Below are 17522 nucleotides of genomic sequence, written 5' to 3' on the forward strand. Positions count from 1 at the left end.
GGCCTTAGAGGTGGACGGTGTGTCCGTGTAGGTGAGGTTTTTTAAATGGCATCCAATATTGAGGACACCTGAGAACTCAGAGACCATATAACGAGTCACGGTGAGTGACCCTATGATGCCGTTGCCTGCAATCATGGTCTGAGAAGACCTGAGCCTTTGTACTTAAAGGGCTCTTAAAGTCTTTTAACTTAGAGAGAGAATATAAAGATTACTATCTGATATTCCTCTTAGAGGATCTTTAAGTAAAAGGCCCCTGTAATCACACGATCAGTAATAGGAGGCCCAAACCTATTAAGGGTCCATCAAGCCATTCAGAGGCTCGACAGACTGTATCGTTGTGATGGTCCTCGTAACTGGACCTCAGAGGACCCCGTAGGGTTCTGACTTGGTGGTCTCATGTGTCTGGTGGAGTGAACCACGCTGTCACGTTGAGCCTTGCCCACTGGCATCACCTTGAGGGTGACTTAGCGGTTACGGTGGAGGGACTGTTTGAGTCCTCTCCCTGTAGGTGAGGGTTTTTAATTCTGGGCATCCTATCTCCCTATATGTGAGGGTTTTTAAATCCTGCCAAGGTCAGTCCCATGCATTGCGAGGCGTACGGACGATCCGACGTAACCAGAAGAAGCCACCAACGGACATAGCAAGGAACACAACAGCAGCTATAAGCATCAGTGGTTTGCTATGGAAATGTTCACCGACCTTCATGCCAAGGCGAAGCGAGCCATTGAACGTGACCAGACCATAAAAGACCCCGGCTACGATGAGGAGGAATGACTTGAGTTTTTGCATTGGTAAGTGTCCATTCAGTTATGTGGTTTTGCTAAGTTCTCTACATTTGGTATAAACCTAATGCCTACGTTCCTGTGAGTTGAAAGCAAACGGCGTCTCGTACAGCGCTTTGACTCGGGTTCTTCACAGGAAAAGTTTATAGATACCAAAAAGGGCCAGGGCGACAAATACATAAAAAACGATCTGAACCCCTTTATTCGTCACTTTCTTATTTATCACACACAGTTCATCAAAGAAGTGACGGGCAAATGTGTCGGCGTCGATATCCATTACCAAACCATAAGGACGCAGCCTTTCAATCGCCTCTACGTACTTAAGTTTAGCGAAATTGGACGTCCGCTCATTGCTGTCGTCAATCTTCAGCTGGTCAGTAGCAAAGAGATCCCATGCCATGGATCTGGCGGACTTCTCTCCAGCTGAAGACATACGGGCTATGTAAGACGCACGCTCATGAAACTCCTTGGTAACCTTAGCGTGTCCATAAAGGTCAATATTTCGCATGTGCTGCTCCGTTCCCTTGGTGGCAGAATCGTATCATTTAGATATCAGCGAGAGCGACTCTGGAATTTCCCGAAAGGCATCTCAGTGACCTTCAAGACTCTTACCAAACAAACCGCAAAGCACTTCAGCGATCACCTCAACGGGAACACCAGACCCATAAGTATCAAACGTAATGGTGCCTGAAGCGTGTCCCATGACGGCCTGAGCGTGAATTGTAGGCACCCCTTTGACCTGCATAAGGGAAGCCAAAGAGTGGCGCAATGAGTGGAACACCAAGCCCCGTACATAAGACTCCCCGAGAGCCTGAGGGATTGCCTGCTGGTTGACCCATTCGCCTGCTGGTCTGTAGCCGATCTGTGCCAACGAATCGTTTCCGCTCTGTTTGCAGGTATCGACGTACCGCAGGAACGCTTCAAGGTCGAACCCATAGGCACCATCAGTCAATGGCACCAGCCTCTCACTACGCTTGTTCTTGATGGACTTACCCTCACCAACCTCATTGATGTGGATAACGACAATTCCTGACTTAAGGGTCTGAATGTCGCTAATGCTCAACTGAGAGATTTCATTGAGTCGGCCACCAGTGATGATCCCAAGACTCAGCAACCAGCGTTTCCATGATGTCTCAGGGAGCTTGTTCGCGTAGGCCATCAGGCTGCCTATCTGGTCCTGAGTAAACGCTTTACGGGTGGACTCAATGCCCTTGGTGAACTTGAGTTTCTTATCGTAGGTCTTTTCAAGATGACCATTCTCAACTGACCAATTCAGGACAGCAGAGAGCTTCATCAGCATCTGATTTACCGTTGCTGGTTTACGTGTCGCCGCAAGCCTATCCCTCAAGGCAACAAGATCTGCCCTCGTGTGCATCCTCAGGTCCAAAGCTCCTAACTCAGTGCTTAAGACACCATGAGTGAACTTGGTGGAACTGAGTGTGCTGGCCTTCTGTTCCCCTGCCCGGTCCGACATGTAGAGGCCTGAGAGAGTCTCAAAGGTCATCGCGGGCCCCTTTACAGATAAGGACAGAGACACGTCACTCACGTGCTTCAACATGGGCTCAGGGCTACCCTCAAGGTCCCTAATGATCTTCACGAGCGGCACTGAGTCGCCCCGTAGTCGAACCTGAGCAGCAGCCATCACGTCTTTAGCCTTGGTCACATGCTCATGCTGATCGACGTTGAGGGGCATCGTTGCGGCAATTTCAGTCAGGTTCGTCCTAACGTCCTCGTACAGGTCGCCCCAGTCACGCAAAGAGTGAACATCATGGGAACACGACAAGAGTCCCTCAGCGACCCATAGCAAATGCTCTCGAAGTTCACTCCAAGTGGCCTCAGGGTGGTCCAAGTGGAAGGACTTGATGGTCTCGGCAAGTCTTCGTGAAGCGTCCATAGCGGCCTTTCTGTCGGAGGTCTTGAGGGATACTGAGGTGGCCTGCGTGGTGCTGCCTGTCTCTCTGAGGCGCAGATAGTAGATGCCGTTGCGCCTGTAGTGATAGAGCTTAGCGAGCCTTATGGTCGGCCTGAGAGATACAGCAGAGTTTGTGACAGCACTTGTAACAGGATAGAGCGTTGCAATGGTCATCATGGCGTGAGGGTCCCGTAATCATTGGGTGGAACCCTTACGTCTTGTAGTTCTGGATGTACTGCCGGGAGGATTTGAGGAAGCTCAAGCGGATCACCCTGTTGTGGGATTACATCCGCGAAGTGACGGAGCTGAATGCACCGTTGTTGCTGGGGGAAAGTCGCGAGATGCGTTTCGCCGATTAACAGTCCTAAACGCGCAGCCGACACAGGAGAGCCGCACCTGCGTACTGCGCTGCGCGCCGCCGGCCTTAAGAAATTTAGGACAAATCCCATAGGCGCCAATTTTCACCACTCTTACTCTGCGGCTCCGGGCTCCGACTGTCAGCCCCCGACCTCCGATTAGCCGAGGTGCCATGGCTTCCATGCCCTCATCCATCAAGAGTGTTCCCTCCCATGTGCATTTCCTGCGAACCGTCACCTGCACCCACCATCAATCATCGCCGTAATTTCCTCCGCCTGGCGGGGGGCGCTGCCGGCGCTTTGATGCTGGCCGGCGCGCTGCCCGCGCAACTGGCCCAAGCCGCCAGCGACGGCCCGGTCCCCAAACCGCAAAACCGGCTTGACCCGCAAAAGGCTTTGACGCGGTTGATGGCAGGCAATGCCCGTTACGCCCAGGGCGTGACCCGGCGCCATGACTTCCTGACCGAGCGTGAGGCCCTGGTCAACGGGCAAAACCCCTATGCCGCCGTGCTGGGTTGCGCCGACTCGAGAATCGCCCCGGAGTATGCATTCGATACCGCGCGCGGCGACCTGTTTGCGGTGCGGGTGGCGGGTAATTTCGTGACGTCCGACGGCCTGGCAAGCCTGGAATATGCCGTGGCCGTACTGGAAACACCTTTGATCATGGTGCTCGGCCACGACAGTTGTGGTGCGGTCTCGGCCGGGGTCAAGGCGCAGAAAGACGGCGCGAAGTTTCCCGGGCAGATTCAGGGGCTGGCGGATGCGATCAAGCCCTCGGTGGCCAAGGTGTTAACCCGGCCCGGAAACCTGCTGGACAACGCCATTGCGCAAAACGTCAAAGACACAGTGGCCCGCCTCAAAAGTGAATCAAGCCTGTTGTCGGATGCGCTGGCCAAGGGAAAGCTGAACATCGTGGGTGGCATCTATAAACTCGACAGTGGCAAAGTCGAGTTGATCGCCTAGAACCCTGAACATGTTCCCGGGCTGCAGCCTTTGCGTGCTTTACGCAGGGAACCGGCGCCCGGGACATGCACCCCGCTGTTAAAAGCCCTGCTTGCTGCTGATGAACAATCCGCTCCCCGTCCCTCAGCATCCGAGGAAAAACCGCCATGAAACTCAGGACGATGCCCGCCCTTTTGTTACTGGGTGTACTGTCTGGCGCAGCTGGTGCCGCGGACATGATTGCCTTTTGGGACAAGCCTGAGCGTGGAGGAAACAGTTTCAATCGACTGCCTCCCGATCAAGCCTATTTCGATGCTCTGCAGGACTATGGCGCGAACTGGGTGCGCCTGTCCTATGACAAGTGGCAGCCGGCAGAACGGGACTACCTGATTGGCAATGCAGACCAGTACCAGGGACTGGTTGCCAAGGATCTGCAACAGTTGATAGCCACCCTGGACCGGGCACATGCCGCAGGGCTCAAAGTGGTGATCACGCCCCTTTCGCTGCCGGGTATGCGCTGGGCGCAAAACAATGGCGACCGCTTCGATGACCGCTTGTGGCAAGACAAGCGATTCTGGACCCAAAGTGCTGCCTTCTGGCGTGATCTCGCCGCAGTGCTCAAAGAGCACCCCGCGGTTGCCGCTTACAACTTGATCAACGAGCCGGCACCGGAAAAACAGGCGGGGCTGGCCGAGCACGCCGATGCTGCAAAGATGCGGGACTGGTACGAAAAACAGGTCGGCAGCGCACGGGATTTACCCGGGTTTTACCAAACCCTCATCAGCGCCATCCGCGAAGTTGATCCACTCACACCGATCATGGTGGACGCCGGCTGGTACGGCGCGGCCGATGCATTCTCATACTGGCCAGCCCCGTTGGCCGACAGCCGCGTACTGTACAGCTTTCACATGTACGAGCCCTATGCGGCAACCAGTGCCCCCAATTTGCAACGGGCCAGACCCTATACCTACCCGGGCCTGGTGCCATTTGCTGCGGGCATGCAGAAGTGGGACCCGAACCGGGTTCGCAGCTATCTTCAACTGCCCCTCGACTGGGCCGCACAGCACGCCATACCGGCCAACCGGATGGTCGCGGGAGAGTTCGGATGCATGCGTAAACTGCCCGGTTGTCAGCAGTATCTGGAGGATGTGCTCAGCGCACTGGAAGCAGCCAGGGTGCACTGGGCGTTTTACAGCTTTCGCGAGGACAGCTGGGACGGTATGGATTACGAGCTGGGAAGCGCCAACGTTCCCTGGGCTTACTGGAAAGCGGCTGAGGACGGGCAGCCGGACCCGGTCAAACGATCTGCCACAGCTGAATTCGAACCCATCAGCAAGCGGCTGAAGAAGAGTGAATAAAAGCCCCGGCCCCTCCTGACACTCGCACACTGATCTGATAGCGATGCCAGGAGAGGCCGTAGCCATAACGCAGGTCTTTATTCGGCAATCACCACAATCGCCACCCGCCGATTTTCAGTACGTCCGGAGCGGGTGCTGTTGGACGCTACCGGCACCCGGCTACCCAGCCCGCGGACCTCAACATTTTCAGGCTGCATGCCGACTTTGGTCAGCACTTTGACCACGCTGTTGGCACGCCGTACGGACAGCTGCTCGTTGTAAGCGTTGCTACCGGACGAGTCGGTATGGCCGTCAACCCGTACGCGCTGGATGTCGGCGGCAAGCAATGCTTTACCGATGCGTTCCACGATTTCCTGGCTCTGGGGGTTGAGCACTTCCAGGTCGCTGCCGAACAGCACTTTGCCTGACAAGCCAAATGCCCAGCCTTCATCGGTCAGTTCAAACCCCTGTTGCTTGAGCACGGCAATCTGCGCCGGCGTCAGCCCTTTGGGCGGGGCGGTCTGACAGCCGGTCAATGACAACATGGCCAACAACAAGACAGCACTAAAAAATTGCAGGTAACGCTGGGTCAATACACGCATGGGGGGACAAGCTCCTGATTATCACTGGGCTGCGGGGTACTCCAACTCCGCAACCTGTTGCCCGCCTCGGGCGAGGCGTTTGGCCTGGTACATCGCCGAATCCGCTGCACAGAGCAGCGTATCCGGGGTTGCACCATGTTCGGGGTAAACGGCGATTCCAATACTGAGCGACGTCACGACATGGCTGTCATCCGGTAACCGGATCGGCTCAAGCATGCTGGCGATGATTTTGTCTGCAATACGCTGGGCATCTTCGATGCGGTGCAGCGGGGTCAGGGATATGGCGAATTCGTCGCCGCCCAGACGCGCCACCACATCGTTTTCGCGCAACTGGGCGCGGATCCGCGTTGCCACTGCGACCAGCACCGCGTCTCCTGCGGCATGGCCATGGGTATCGTTGATGTCTTTAAAGCGGTCACTGTCGAGAAACAGCACGGCAACCTTATCTCCGGGCTTGTTCAGCGTGCGCAAGGTCAGCGCCAGCCGCGCGGCAAAATAGGCTCGGTTGGGCAGATTGGTCAGCGAGTCGTGGCTGGCCTGGTGCGCCAGACTCTGATTTTCATTTTGCAAGTGGCTTTGCCATGACTCCAGCTCATCAAGCAAGGCATTGAAGTCGTTGCCCAGGCTGTCCAGCTCGGCGATATGGGCAGGCGGCACGCGACGGTCAAACGCCCGATCGATGCGCGCGGCGTGGGCAACTTCGGCCAACTGCTGCAAGGGGCCGGTGATGCCGCCAAGCAGACGCCGCGACAGGTACAACGCGCTCCAGGCACTGAGCGCCGTACACAGAAGCACGCCAAGCAAGCCGCTGAGTAAAAAGCGCAACATGTTGGCGCCGTGCCCGCTGACCACCACCACCCCGACTTCCCGCCCCTGATGCTCAATCGGGACCTTGATCGGCTGTTGCAGCAAACTGTCGGCCAGCAGCATTTCGACCTTCGACAGCAAGCCGGTTTCCGGGCGCCGCCAATGGGCGAGCAATTCACCATTGGCGGTGTAGACCTCAGCCTCGGCGACGGCTTCGGTGGAAGCGATCATGTCCAGCGCTTCGGTTGCCGCCACCTGATCATCAAACACCACGGCAGCTTCCACGGTGTAGTTGATGGAGCGGGCAATCAAGTGCAGGTTGTGGTCCGCATAAACCTTGAGCGCCAGCACGCCCAGCAGGGTCATGGACGCGCTGGCCAGGATCACTGCTACCAGCGCTACTCCCAGATGCCCGCGCCGCAGCACAGAGCGCAGGCTGCGCCGCTGTTCAGGAGCTTTGAACAGGCTCATGGTTGAACCGCCCGACGCCGTGACAGTTGCAACACGCTGGGGTGAATACGCACACCGCTGCGGGCAACAGAGTCGAGGTTGACCTCAAATGTCACTTGCTCATCGGTCACCCGCAGGCAGAACAGACTGCCGACGGTGCATTGATCACCGTATTCGCTGATGCTCAGGACGGCTTGTCCGCTCAGGGAACTGAACAGGCTGCTGCGCTCTGCGGTGCTTAGCTTGCCCAGATACACCGCGTTGCACTCGCGGGCTATGGCCGGGTTACTCACCAGCATGCGCCGCACTTGCACCTGCCGACCACTGGACTGGGTAGCACCTTGAAGCAAGTCATCGGTGTATTCAGTGGGGCCCACCACGCACAACTGCATTTGAGCCGGCTCGATGGGCCAGCGTGCATAGCTGAGGATGCCCAGGACCACTTGGGTCACAGCCTTCGCTCGCTGATCTGCCAGGTTGCTGGACGCTTCAGGCTGGGCCAGGCAGGGAGTGCTCAACAGTAACAGGCAAAGTGATAGCCGCCGTAGCCGCCATCCAGCCCCTTGTCCTGTCGGTGGGACAGCCACGTCCATGCCTGAAATCTCTGTGTTCATTAGGTGAGTGATGTCGCAACGATAGCACGGCGCGCATCAAAACGTGATGCGCGTCACATTATGCCCGGCCCGCAACGGTTTGCGCAGGACTCATGCCCCGAGGTTCTGCCGCAAGTTGCGGCCAGGGCCATAAGCAGGGGGCAAATCCTCTTTGACCATGGCTACTTCAGCCCCAGCATCAAGCCGCTCAAGCGCTTAACCTTGCGCTGTACCGCTTCTTCGAAGACACCGGCACGCGGTTCGACCAAGCTGAACCAGTGTTTGGCCCGGGTGATACCGGTGTAAATCAGCTCCTTGGTCAATACCGGGTTCAGCGCTTCCGGCAGCACCAGCGCGGTGTGGGAGAACTCCGAGCCCTGGGATTTGTGCACGGTCATGGCGTACACCGTTTCCACATCATTGAGGCGGCTTGGCAGCACAAAGCGAATGCCGCCCTGCCCGTCGTTGCGAGCGAAAGCCACGCGCAACACGTACTTGGGTGTCAGTCCGTCACGCTCAGGGAGTTTGAGAGCAATGCCGATATCGCCGTTCATCAACCCCAGGCCGTAATCATTGCGGGTCATCAGCACCGGGCGGCCTTCGTACCAGTGCTGGTCGCTGTCAATCAGCTTGTGGCCGAACAGGGCACGGGTGATGCGCTCATTCAGACCTTCGACACCCCAGGGACCTTTGCGCACCGCACACAGTACTTGAAACGCTTCGAACGCCTCCAGCACCTTGCCGGCCCACGCCCCCCAGCAGGGGTCTTCGAGCCCCGCCTCGGCTGCCGGGCGCTGCTCGCGCAACACCTCGAGATAGTGTCGATAGCCTTTGGCCTGCGCCCCTCGCCCTTCCAGCGCCAGGCGCTCAAAGGCACGGTCCTGTTCACCCTTGAGGGACAGGGCAAAAAGGTCGGCATGGCTGCCGGCCGCCAATAGCGCCCGCGCAGCATCGGATTGCTGACGATTGACCAGACGCGAGAGCTGGCCGATGCCGCTGCCTTCGCCAAAGCGCCGCGAATGGCGGAGCATGACCACTTGCTGGGCTAACGGATGAGAACCGTCGAGGTCTTGCTGCAACTCACTGGCGGCCAGGCTTTCGCCGCTGACGTGCTCCAGCCACTCCCGGGTTTGCGGGGTGTACCAACCCGCTTCGGCATCGCGACACAAATCCCCCAGCACGGCACCGGCTTCAACCGACGCCAGCTGGTCCTTGTCCCCCAGCAGCACCAGCCGGGCATGGGCGGGCAGTGCATCGAGCAGGTTGGCCATCATTTCCAGATCGATCATCGAGGCCTCGTCAACCACCAGCACGTCCAGCGGCAAACGGTTGCCCGCGTGATGGCGGAAGTGCCGGGTGCCGGGGCGACTGCCAAGCAGGCGGTGAACGGTGGTCACATCACTGGGGATTTTTTGCCGGACCTTGTCGTCCACTTCCAGTGACTTGACTTGCAGACTGATGGACTCGGTCAAGCGTGCCGCTGCCTTGCCGGTCGGCGCGGCAAGACGGATCCGCAACGGGGTCCCCGCTTCAACGGCCGGGGCTTGAAGCAGTGCCAGCAAACGTACCACCGTGGTGGTTTTACCCGTACCGGGACCGCCGGTGACAATGCTGAACGCGCCCCGGGTGGCCAGGGCGCAGGCCAGCTTCTGCCAGTCAATCGGCGCATTCGCGGAGGGGCTGCCGAACAGGCTGTCGAGGCGCGCAGGCAAATCCGCAGAGGTCACTTGAGTGGCTGCCAGCCGTTGGCGCAATGCGCTGTCGATGCGCCGCTCATACGCCCAGTAACGACGCAGATACAGACGCCGGTCACTCAGCACCAATGGCCGGCTGGCGGCATCGGCCAGCGACTGGCCGGCATGCTCTACCAGCGGGCTGGCTTGCAAAGCCTTGCACCAGGCGTCGCCATCCAGCGCTTCGAGTAATTGTGAGGGCAGCAACATGGCACCGGTCTGCACATCCCCCTCAGGCGGCAGGGACAGCGCGAAATCGGGCTCTTTCAGGGTTTCAAACAGGTCCAGGCAGACGTGCCCGTGCCCCAGCTGGTGGCTGGTCAACGCCGCCGCCAGCAGCACCAATGGATCGCCATGGGGGTCGCGCTCATGCAGAAATGCGACAAAGGCTTTATCCAGAGCGCGCAGCCAGCCGCGCTCCACCCAGCGCTCCAGCAATAGCAGCAAATCCTCGGCCCGGTGCAAGGGTTGCAGCCGGGCCAGGCTCTCGGCCGTCAGCGGGGTAGGCAACAGCTCGGCAAATGAACGACTCATAACAACACTCCCTGTTCCCACGCCGGCTCTGCCTGTTGTGCCGCAGGTTTGCCCTGGAACATCAGGTCCAGGCTTTCGATCAATAGTCTGGGCGGACGGGTGAAGAACACGCCCTGCCCCTGGGACCGGGTACCGCGCAAGAACAGGTAGAGCGCGCCGCCCATATGCCGGTCATAGTCGTAATCGGCCAACCTGGCCTTTAGCTGGCGATGCAGGGCCAGCAGGTACAACACGTATTGCAGGTCGTAGCGGTTATCCAGTATGGAGGCCGTCATCGCTTGCTCGGTGTAGGCCGAGTCGTCGGCACCCAGCCAGTTGGATTTGTAGTCCGCCACGTAGTAACGCCCCTGGTGTTCAAACGTCAGGTCAATAAAGCCTTTGAACATGCCATTGAGCAGGCTCGGTTCCGCTGCCGCACGTGCGGCACCGCCATGGGTGTGCTGGCGTACCAGCCTGTCCAGTTGCAGGACATCAACCTTGTGGCTGGCAAACCAGAATTCCATTTCGATCTGATACTGGCTCAGCTCGCTGAGGACCACCGCCGGCTGACCGTTATTGAGGCGCAGCGGCTCATCTTGCAGATGCTGCAACCAGTCGCTCAGGGTCTCGATCCAGCCTTGCCAGCCGCGACGGTTGCAACGCCGGGCCACGGCATCCTGGATGGCCTGCGGGTCTGCCTTGAAGCCTTCGCCGCCCGCCCATTCGAGCAGACCATGGAGGAAGGTTCCGGGATTGGGCCCGCGGGGAAACCGGTGAATGTCGCCGCCACTGAGCAGCACTTCACGCGGCGCATCCGGATCAAGTCGCTCATCGTCCGAGAGTTTTTGCGCCAGGGCGCTTTCAGGGGCTTCGGCGGGGCTGAGGCTGTCACCAATGCGCAAGGCACTGTAGGACGCGATCCACCAGTTTTCCGCTGCCCGACGTGCCGGTAGCAGCGGCTTGAGCAGGGTCGCCTGATTGAGCGGTGGATAAAATTTCGCCTCGCTGGCCGTCGGCACGGGCAAGTAGCGGATCGCCGCGCAGTCTTGTTGCAAGTCAGTCAGCCAACCCTGCAATCCTGCGGACTCGGCCAGCAGCGCACCACCTCCGAGCAAATAGCCCAGTGCTGAAAGATGCAGCACCGAACGATTGTTGTTACCGCGCTTGAGGTCGGCCACCCCCAGCCAGCAAGCATGCTGGGCCCGGGTCAGGGCCACATAGAGCAGGCGCAGGTCTTCGGCCAGACGCTCGTCATCGGCCTGGGTTATCAGCTCTGGCGTGGCCTTTAAACTCACCCGCGGGTTGCCCGCATCATCGTGATAATGCAGCGGCAAACGGCTGCCATCCACAGGTTTGGTGGAGCAAATAAACGGCAGGAATACCAAGGGGTATTCCAGGCCTTTGGACTTGTGAATGGTCACCACTTTGACCAGTTGCTCGTCACTTTCAAGGCGCAGGATTTGCTCTTCCCCGGCCTGCCCGGATAGCGCCAGGTGCTCGGCCAGATGCCGGATCAGCGCCTGTTCGCCATCCAGTTCGGTGGCGGCCTGCTGCAGCAGTTCGGACAGGTGCAGGACGTTGGTCAATATCCGTTCGCCATCGACACGGGCAATCAGCGCCTGAGGCAATTGGAAGTCATGCAGCAGTCGGCGCAACATGGCCAGCACACCCTGCTTGCGCCAGATCTCGCGGTAGCCCCGGAATTGCATGACCCGGGATTCCCAGGCCAGTTCGTCCTGATTCAGACGTTCGAGTTCAATCAGCGGCAGGTCGAGGGTGATGCAGGCCAGGGCGGCCCGCAGCGGGCGTTCAACGTCCGGCTCGGCACAGGCTTTGAGCCAGGCCAGTACATCGTGGGCTTCCTGGGCGGCGTAGACCGAATCCTTATCAGACAGGTAAACGCTGCGTACGCCCCGTGTCGACAATTCACGCCTGACCGCCTGAGCTTCCTTACCGTCACGTACCAGAATGGCAATGTCTGCCGGCAATACACCGCGCAGGGCTTTGCCCGCCTGGGCAAAACCGCACCGACCTTGCTGACCGCCATTGAGCAACTCAACAATTTGGCTGGCACAGGCCGCTGCCAGTTGCTGACGATAAATGACACCTGACAGCGGCTGCTCGGAGGGCAGTTGCCAAAGGGTCAACGCAGTGGCGGGCTGGCCATCCAGTTGCAGGACTTCTTTACGGCCCTGGGATTTGACCGACACAAAGGGCACCGGATTCTCCGGACCTTCGCGGAACAAAAATGCCCCCCGCCCGCTGTCCCGCTGCTCGGCCCGGGCAAATACGTGGTTCACCGCTTCGACCATTACATGGCTGGAGCGGAAGTTGGTATCAAGGGTATGCAGTCGGCCACTGGTGGCGTGACGGGCACGCAAATAGGTGTAGATGTCGGCGCCGCGAAAGGCATAGATCGCCTGTTTCGGGTCGCCGATCAGGAACAGGCCGGTATCGGGACTGTTGTCTTCGATACGGTAGATGGTCTCGAAGATGCGGTACTGCACCGGGTCGGTGTCCTGGAATTCGTCAATCAGGGCCACCGGAAACTGCTCGCGAATCAGGGTCGCCAGACGCTCGCCGCCGTCGGCCTGCAACGCCGCGTCGAGCCGCAGCAGCATGTCGTCAAAGCCCATCTCGGCACGCCGACGCTTTTCTTCTTCAAAACGTTTGCTCACCCAATAAGCGGCGTGCTCAAGAACTGCGGCATCCGGCGTCGGCAAGGCATCAAGCGCGGCTTTCAGGCCGTGCATGGCGTCCAGCGCTGGATGCTGCGGGGGCTCGCCTTTCCAGGCTTCTGCGAAGCCATCGGGGGTCAGGCGGGTGAAACCTGTGCCCAGATCCAGCTGCTCCAGAGATTCGTCAGCCGCCCAGGCACTGAGTTTTTCAAACCAGGGTTCAAAATAACGGGCCTGCATTTTCCTGCCGTCCACCGCTTTGGCGGCCACGGCCTGCAGGCAGATTTCACGCAGCTGCTGGGCCCATTGCAACCAGGGGGTTTTCAGCTGTGCAAGGGCCTGGCGACGTTCCAGCAAACAGGCTTCGATCATCGAGGCCGGTGTTTGCTCCACATTTTCAGGCGCCCTTGAGCTGCCGAACAAGGCGCGAACCCGCGGTAACAAGGCGGCCGGGCCACTCCAGTTGGCGCGCACCCAGTTCAAGGCATCGCCATGCATGGGGTAACAAAACAGTCGCCAGTAATCGCGCAGTACTTCGCCAAGCAAATCGCTGTGGTCGGTTTCCAGGGTCTGGGTAAACAGGCTGCCACTGTCGAAGGCATGTTCACGCAGCATCCGCTGGCACCAACTGTGGATGGTCGAAACGGCAGCTTCGTCCATCCACTGTGCTGCGATATCGAGGCGCCCGGCACAGGCGGCCCATTGCCCGGGCGCGAACTGGTCCCGCAGTTGTGCAACCAGGGCGTCCGGGGCTTCGATCTCGTCACGGAAGAACCGCGCGGCTTCAGCGAGCCGGGTGCGGATACGGTCACGCAGCTCTTTGGTCGCGGCATCGGTGAAGGTCACCACCAGGATTTGCGGGGGTAGCAACTCGCGGCCGAAGCCCGACTCCCCGGCGCCATGCCCCAGAATCAAACGCAAATAGAGTGCCGAGATGGTGAAGGTTTTGCCGGTGCCCGCGCTGGCCTCGATCAGTTGACTGCCGCGCAGGGGAAAGGCCAGGGCCAGAGGTGTTTTTTGCTCGTTCATTAGCGGGACGCCTCGCTGTTCAATGAACGCCATGGCGCATCAAAGAGTGGTCGATAGAGGGCATCGCACCACTCTGCAAATTCTTCACTGGCCATCAGGGCCGGGTAATCAGGGAACTGGCGTGCGAGTGCGGCACTTTCGCGACGCTCGCCATCGCTGGTCTGGCCGTCGCCTTCGTAGGCTTTTTGCGCCGCGGCATCGGCTTTGGCCGGATCGGTCTGGGCCAGCCAGGCGAAGGCTGTTTTGACCGCAATGGGTAACGGGCGGCCCATGCCGACTTTCCAGGCCATCAGCAAGTTGCCAAGAATTTCACTGGCGTGCTTGGCCTCCAGAGGCGCGAGCAGCAAGGTGTCATCGCTGGCTACCAACGCAGTGGACATGTCCAGGCCACTGGCGCAAGCGACCAGATGGTTGACCCAGGGCCGGGTCAAGCGATGCCATTTACGGGTTTTGATCGCGCCAATACTGTTAGGAATAGTCGTGACGGACAGTAGGCCCTTGTCACTGCGTTGATGCAGATTGCTCAGCCAGCCTTCCAGAGTCAGGCCGTTTGCCTCAAAGCTGACGGGAAGCGCGCTATTGAGCGGCGTAGGCCAAAGGGCAAGTAATTGCTGATAGCGCTGTAGTACATCTGGAAGTGGCTCTATCAGTTCTTGCTGCAGACTCTCGCCAAAACCGGCCATGGGCAGCAGACCGCTGCCCTGTAAACGCAGGGCCCGGGTATGCAAGGCCTGTTCAGGCTGGTCTGGCTGGGCCAATGCGGCTTCGAGCAAGCTGTCGCTCAGGGTGTAGCGCTGTAACGCGTCGAGTACGAAGGGTTCCTCATCTGCCAGAGGCACTTCGGCCGCCTCAAAGAACACTTTCAAACGTTGGCTAAAGAAGTGCCGTACAGGATTACGCAAGAAGTCCTGCAGTTGGGTCAGGTTCAAAGGTTCTTCTTGTTCGTGCGCGGTCAGGATGCCCGGCGCAACAGGTGCCGGTTGGGGCTCGTGTAAACGCTGCCATTCCCGGGCATAGCTGAACAGGTTGGAATTACCTTCATGGAAGTAGCGGGTACTGAAGGGTTGAAGCGGATGTTCCTGGGTCATGGCTTGCAGCAAGTCGCCCCCGCCCGCCAGTTGCCAGCCGCTGGCCAGGTGGTCGCGCAGTTGCCCGATCAATACGCAGGCAGGACGCTCGCTGTTGTCGCGAATACTGCGCCCGACCCAGCTGATATAGAGCTGATCCCGTGCAGAAAGCAGCGCTTCGAGCAGCAGGTAGCGGTCATCTTCCCGGCGGGATCTGTCACCCGGGCGGTAGTCACTGCCCATCAGGTCGAAATCAAGCGGTGGTTGCGCACGCGGGTAGTCGCCATCGTTCATGCCCAACAGGCATACCAGCTTGAACGGAATGGCCCGCATCGGCATCAGGGTGCAAAAATTCACCGCCCCGGCCAAAAAGCGCTGCGACAGCTTGCCTTGATCAAGCCCGGCCAACCAGGCTTCACGTACTACGGTTAGCGGTAACTCGTCTTGCAGACCTACCAGCTCACAGGTCTCGAGCCAGGTTTCGCGAAGCTCTTCGAGCTGGGCCAGCAGGTAATCGTCATGTTCGGTTTCTGCCTGGAAAAACAGTTGCACCAATGCCTGCAGGCGCTCGCCCCATTGCCCCGGCAAAGCCGGTCGGGACAGCTCCTGGTGGGCAATTTCCAGTGCGTCCAGCAATGCCACGAGGGGGCCGATCAGTACCGCATCGAGACCGCCAATTTCATCATAAGGCTCGATGCCATCGCAGGCTTCGGCGCTGCCGACGGCATAACCGAGCAACATGCGGCGCAGGCCAAAGCGCCAACTGTTTTGTTCCAGATGAGCCGGCAAACCGAGGCCGGCCCGTTGCTCAGCATTCAGTCCCCAACGAATCCCCGCACCTTCAATCCAGCGATGCAGGGTCGGCAAGTCGCGCTCTTGTACGTTGAAGCGTGCGCGCAGGGCCGGAACATCCAGCAAGTCGAGAATTTCACTGACGGGAAAACGGCTGTCCGGCAACTTGAGCAGATGCTCGATGGCGATCAGCAGCGGATCACGGCCACGCTGGCCCTGGTCTGCCAGGGTGTAGGGGATGAACCGGCGGTCGTCTCGCTCGATCTGGCCAAATACGGCACGGATATGGGGCGCGTAGCTGTCGATATCCGGCACCATCACGATCACATCCCGCGGCTGCAACTGAGGATATTTTGCGAATCGGGCGAGCAACTGGTCGTGAAGGATCTCGACTTCGCGCTGCGCACTGTGGGCAACCTGGAAGCGGATTGATTGATCCTGTTCCAAATCGACGGCGGGCCATAACTCGCGGGTTTCGCTGAGGGGGCGCAGTTCGAGGATGTCATCCTGCAACTGGTTCAGCTGGTTCAGCGGTTGCACCTCACTGAACAGGTCGATACGGCCATCACGAAAAGCAGCGCGATAACTATTGGGGTCATCGTAGCTGTCGAGCAGATTGATGTAGTCACGCCCTTGTTTGCCCCAGGCAGCAAGCAACGGGTGGGCGTGTTGATGCAGGATATCCAGGTCCAGGGCTGCAGGCATTCCCGCTTTGCGCGCCTGACGTTTGTACTGGTGACGCAGCAGGTCTTTATCCGCAACGATGTCAGACCAGTGATGGCGACAAGGGTTGTGTACGCACAGCAGCACCTGGCTGAAACGGGAAAGTCCGGCCAGGGCTTCGAGCGCCTGGGCGGGCAGTGAAGAAATCCCGAATACAATCACCCTGGCCGGTAAACCGGGCGGCGCTTGCTCAAGGCTGTTGATCTTATCCATGAAGCGCTGGTGAACACCGGCCCGACTCTGGGACATGCCCTCCTCACCCACATCGAGCAATAACGCACGCCAGAGTTCGGCCTGCCAGCAGTTAGCCGGGCTCAGGGCCGGACTTTCACCCCGGGCGTTGCGCAATTGATGGCGGCCTGCGGCCCAATCTTCCAGCCAGTCGGCCCGGTAAACCTGATATTGGTCGAACAGGTCAGCCAGCCGCTCTGACAGCTGATAGCGTTTGCGCAGATCGCTGTCATGGGTAAGGAAGCGCTGCAAGGGTTCGAAGTGCGGCTGATCGATAAGCGCCGGGAGCAAGCGCATCAGGCGCCAGGTCAGCGGGGCCTTATCGAGCAGGGACGTTGCAGGGATTTGTTCACTGCCCAGGACGACTCTATAAAGTTGCCACATGAAACTGCCGGGCAACTGCACGTCTACCGCGGCGGCAATACCACAGCCGCCAAGGTCATCGTCCCGGGCATCTTCCGCCAGAGCCAGCTTCAGCCATTGGGCGATACCGTTGCTCTGCACCAAAGCAATTTCGTTCTCCAAAGGAGCCAGAGGGTAGCGGCGCATCCAGCTCACGACCAGGCTGCGCAACTCATCAAGGCGGTTACCGTGAACCACCATAAAACCCGCATTGAGGGACGTAGCAACCGGCATGACGGCATCCTTAGGAGAGAGCAAATCCAAAGGCGAACCTTATCATTGCCCGGGAGCATTGGTGGAGTATTGCAAGACCGGTCCGGCCCTGTAGTCGCTACCGAAGGCTGCGATAGACAGTAAGTCTTGGGCAAGAGAAGCCCTGTGCCACCTGCTGCCTTGCGCATTCGGCGACTGCAGCAGCGGAAGAGTTGTTGCAGCGTATCGCGGGCTGCAACTTTTCTCGGCACAAAAACAAACCCCCTGTCTGCGTGAGCAGACAGGGGGTTTGGAATTTAATCTTGACGATGACCTACTCTCACATGGGGAAACCCCACACTACCATCGGCGATGCATCGT

11 protein-coding genes and 1 pseudogene are annotated in these 17522 nt (G+C 59.0%); 3 read left to right on the forward strand and 9 right to left on the reverse strand.

The window, feature by feature from the left end; genetic code table 11:
• Nucleotides 1-573 precede the first annotated feature (573 nt).
• The 3 genes from EQV90_RS17615 to EQV90_RS17625 all read right to left on the reverse strand — a co-directional run bounded on the left by EQV90_RS17615 (nt 574) and on the right by EQV90_RS17625 (nt 2871).
• A complete protein-coding gene (locus EQV90_RS17615; protein WP_240878483.1) occupies nt 574-789 on the reverse strand; it encodes a hypothetical protein in 216 nt (71 codons plus the stop codon).
• Nucleotides 790-912: 123 nt separating this feature from the next.
• Entirely contained in the window at nt 913-1290 is a 378-nt protein-coding gene (locus EQV90_RS17620; RefSeq protein WP_240878484.1) for a hypothetical protein, read from the reverse strand.
• 81 nt (nt 1291-1371) lie between these two features.
• The gene (locus EQV90_RS17625) at nt 1372-2871 is read right to left on the reverse strand and encodes a tyrosine-type recombinase/integrase (RefSeq protein ID WP_240878485.1); all 1500 of its coding nucleotides are present in this window, start codon (nt 2869-2871) and stop codon (nt 1372-1374) included.
• A gap of 47 nt (nt 2872-2918) precedes the next feature.
• Between EQV90_RS17625 and EQV90_RS17630 the strand changes: the two are divergent.
• From EQV90_RS17630 to EQV90_RS17640, 3 genes and pseudogenes are all read left to right on the forward strand, one after another.
• Nucleotides 2919-3053: pseudogene (locus tag EQV90_RS17630) on the forward strand (LysR family transcriptional regulator); the annotation flags it as partial.
• Nucleotides 3054-3263: 210 nt separating this feature from the next.
• Entirely contained in the window at nt 3264-4013 is a 750-nt protein-coding gene (locus EQV90_RS17635; RefSeq protein ID WP_240878486.1) for a carbonic anhydrase, read from the forward strand.
• A 146-nt stretch (nt 4014-4159) separates the two neighbouring features.
• Nucleotides 4160-5350 carry a cellulase family glycosylhydrolase gene (locus EQV90_RS17640; protein WP_240878487.1) on the forward strand — a complete coding sequence of 397 codons (1191 nt, stop codon included), beginning with the start codon at nt 4160-4162 and terminating at the stop codon, nt 5348-5350.
• Between the two features lie 77 nt (nt 5351-5427).
• Here EQV90_RS17640 and EQV90_RS17645 read toward each other — a convergent pair whose 3' ends face one another.
• The 6 genes from EQV90_RS17645 to recC all read right to left on the reverse strand — a co-directional run bounded on the left by EQV90_RS17645 (nt 5428) and on the right by recC (nt 17183).
• Nucleotides 5428-5931, reverse strand: a complete 504-nt coding sequence (locus EQV90_RS17645; RefSeq protein WP_003439378.1) for an OmpA family protein — start codon at nt 5929-5931, stop codon at nt 5428-5430.
• Between the two features lie 21 nt (nt 5932-5952).
• Nucleotides 5953-7209, reverse strand: a complete 1257-nt coding sequence (locus tag EQV90_RS17650; RefSeq protein ID WP_003439376.1) for a diguanylate cyclase — start codon at nt 7207-7209, stop codon at nt 5953-5955.
• Nucleotides 7206-7781, reverse strand: a complete 576-nt coding sequence (locus EQV90_RS17655; RefSeq protein ID WP_003439374.1) for a YfiR family protein — start codon at nt 7779-7781, stop codon at nt 7206-7208. Before EQV90_RS17655 ends, EQV90_RS17650 begins: the two co-directional genes overlap by 4 nt.
• Nucleotides 7782-7963: 182 nt before the next feature.
• Nucleotides 7964-10048 carry an exodeoxyribonuclease V subunit alpha gene (gene recD, locus EQV90_RS17660; protein ID WP_240878488.1) on the reverse strand — a complete coding sequence of 695 codons (2085 nt, stop codon included), beginning with the start codon at nt 10046-10048 and terminating at the stop codon, nt 7964-7966.
• Nucleotides 10045-13734 carry an exodeoxyribonuclease V subunit beta gene (gene recB, locus EQV90_RS17665; RefSeq protein ID WP_240878489.1) on the reverse strand — a complete coding sequence of 1230 codons (3690 nt, stop codon included), beginning with the start codon at nt 13732-13734 and terminating at the stop codon, nt 10045-10047. Before recB ends, recD begins: the two co-directional genes overlap by 4 nt.
• Nucleotides 13734-17183: an exodeoxyribonuclease V subunit gamma gene (recC, locus tag EQV90_RS17670; RefSeq protein ID WP_160626258.1), complete on the reverse strand. Its 3450-nt coding sequence runs from the start codon at nt 17181-17183 to the stop codon at nt 13734-13736. Before recC ends, recB begins: the two co-directional genes overlap by 1 nt.
• Nucleotides 17184-17522 lie beyond the last annotated feature (339 nt).

This window comes from Pseudomonas sp. TMW22089, from assembly GCF_022496645.1.
GTDB lineage: Bacteria > Pseudomonadota > Gammaproteobacteria > Pseudomonadales > Pseudomonadaceae > Aquipseudomonas > Aquipseudomonas paraversuta.

Bases quoted from the DNA above. Each gene is read 5' to 3' on its own strand.
- EQV90_RS17615 (WP_240878483.1), bottom strand. From the start codon at position 789: ATGCAAAAACTCAAGTCATTCCTCCTCATCGTAGCCGGGGTCTTTTAT.
- EQV90_RS17620 (WP_240878484.1), bottom strand. From the start codon at position 1,290: ATGCGAAATATTGACCTTTATGGACACGCTAAGGTTACCAAGGAGTTT.
- EQV90_RS17625 (WP_240878485.1), bottom strand. From the start codon at position 2,871: ATGATGACCATTGCAACGCTCTATCCTGTTACAAGTGCTGTCACAAAC.
- EQV90_RS17635 (WP_240878486.1), top strand. From the start codon at position 3,264: ATGTGCATTTCCTGCGAACCGTCACCTGCACCCACCATCAATCATCGC.
- EQV90_RS17640 (WP_240878487.1), top strand. From the start codon at position 4,160: ATGAAACTCAGGACGATGCCCGCCCTTTTGTTACTGGGTGTACTGTCT.
- EQV90_RS17645 (WP_003439378.1), bottom strand. From the start codon at position 5,931: ATGCGTGTATTGACCCAGCGTTACCTGCAATTTTTTAGTGCTGTCTTG.
- EQV90_RS17650 (WP_003439376.1), bottom strand. From the start codon at position 7,209: ATGAGCCTGTTCAAAGCTCCTGAACAGCGGCGCAGCCTGCGCTCTGTG.
- EQV90_RS17655 (WP_003439374.1), bottom strand. From the start codon at position 7,781: ATGGACGTGGCTGTCCCACCGACAGGACAAGGGGCTGGATGGCGGCTA.
- recD (WP_240878488.1), bottom strand. From the start codon at position 10,048: ATGAGTCGTTCATTTGCCGAGCTGTTGCCTACCCCGCTGACGGCCGAG.
- recB (WP_240878489.1), bottom strand. From the start codon at position 13,734: ATGAACGAGCAAAAAACACCTCTGGCCCTGGCCTTTCCCCTGCGCGGC.
- recC (WP_160626258.1), bottom strand. From the start codon at position 17,183: ATGCCGGTTGCTACGTCCCTCAATGCGGGTTTTATGGTGGTTCACGGT.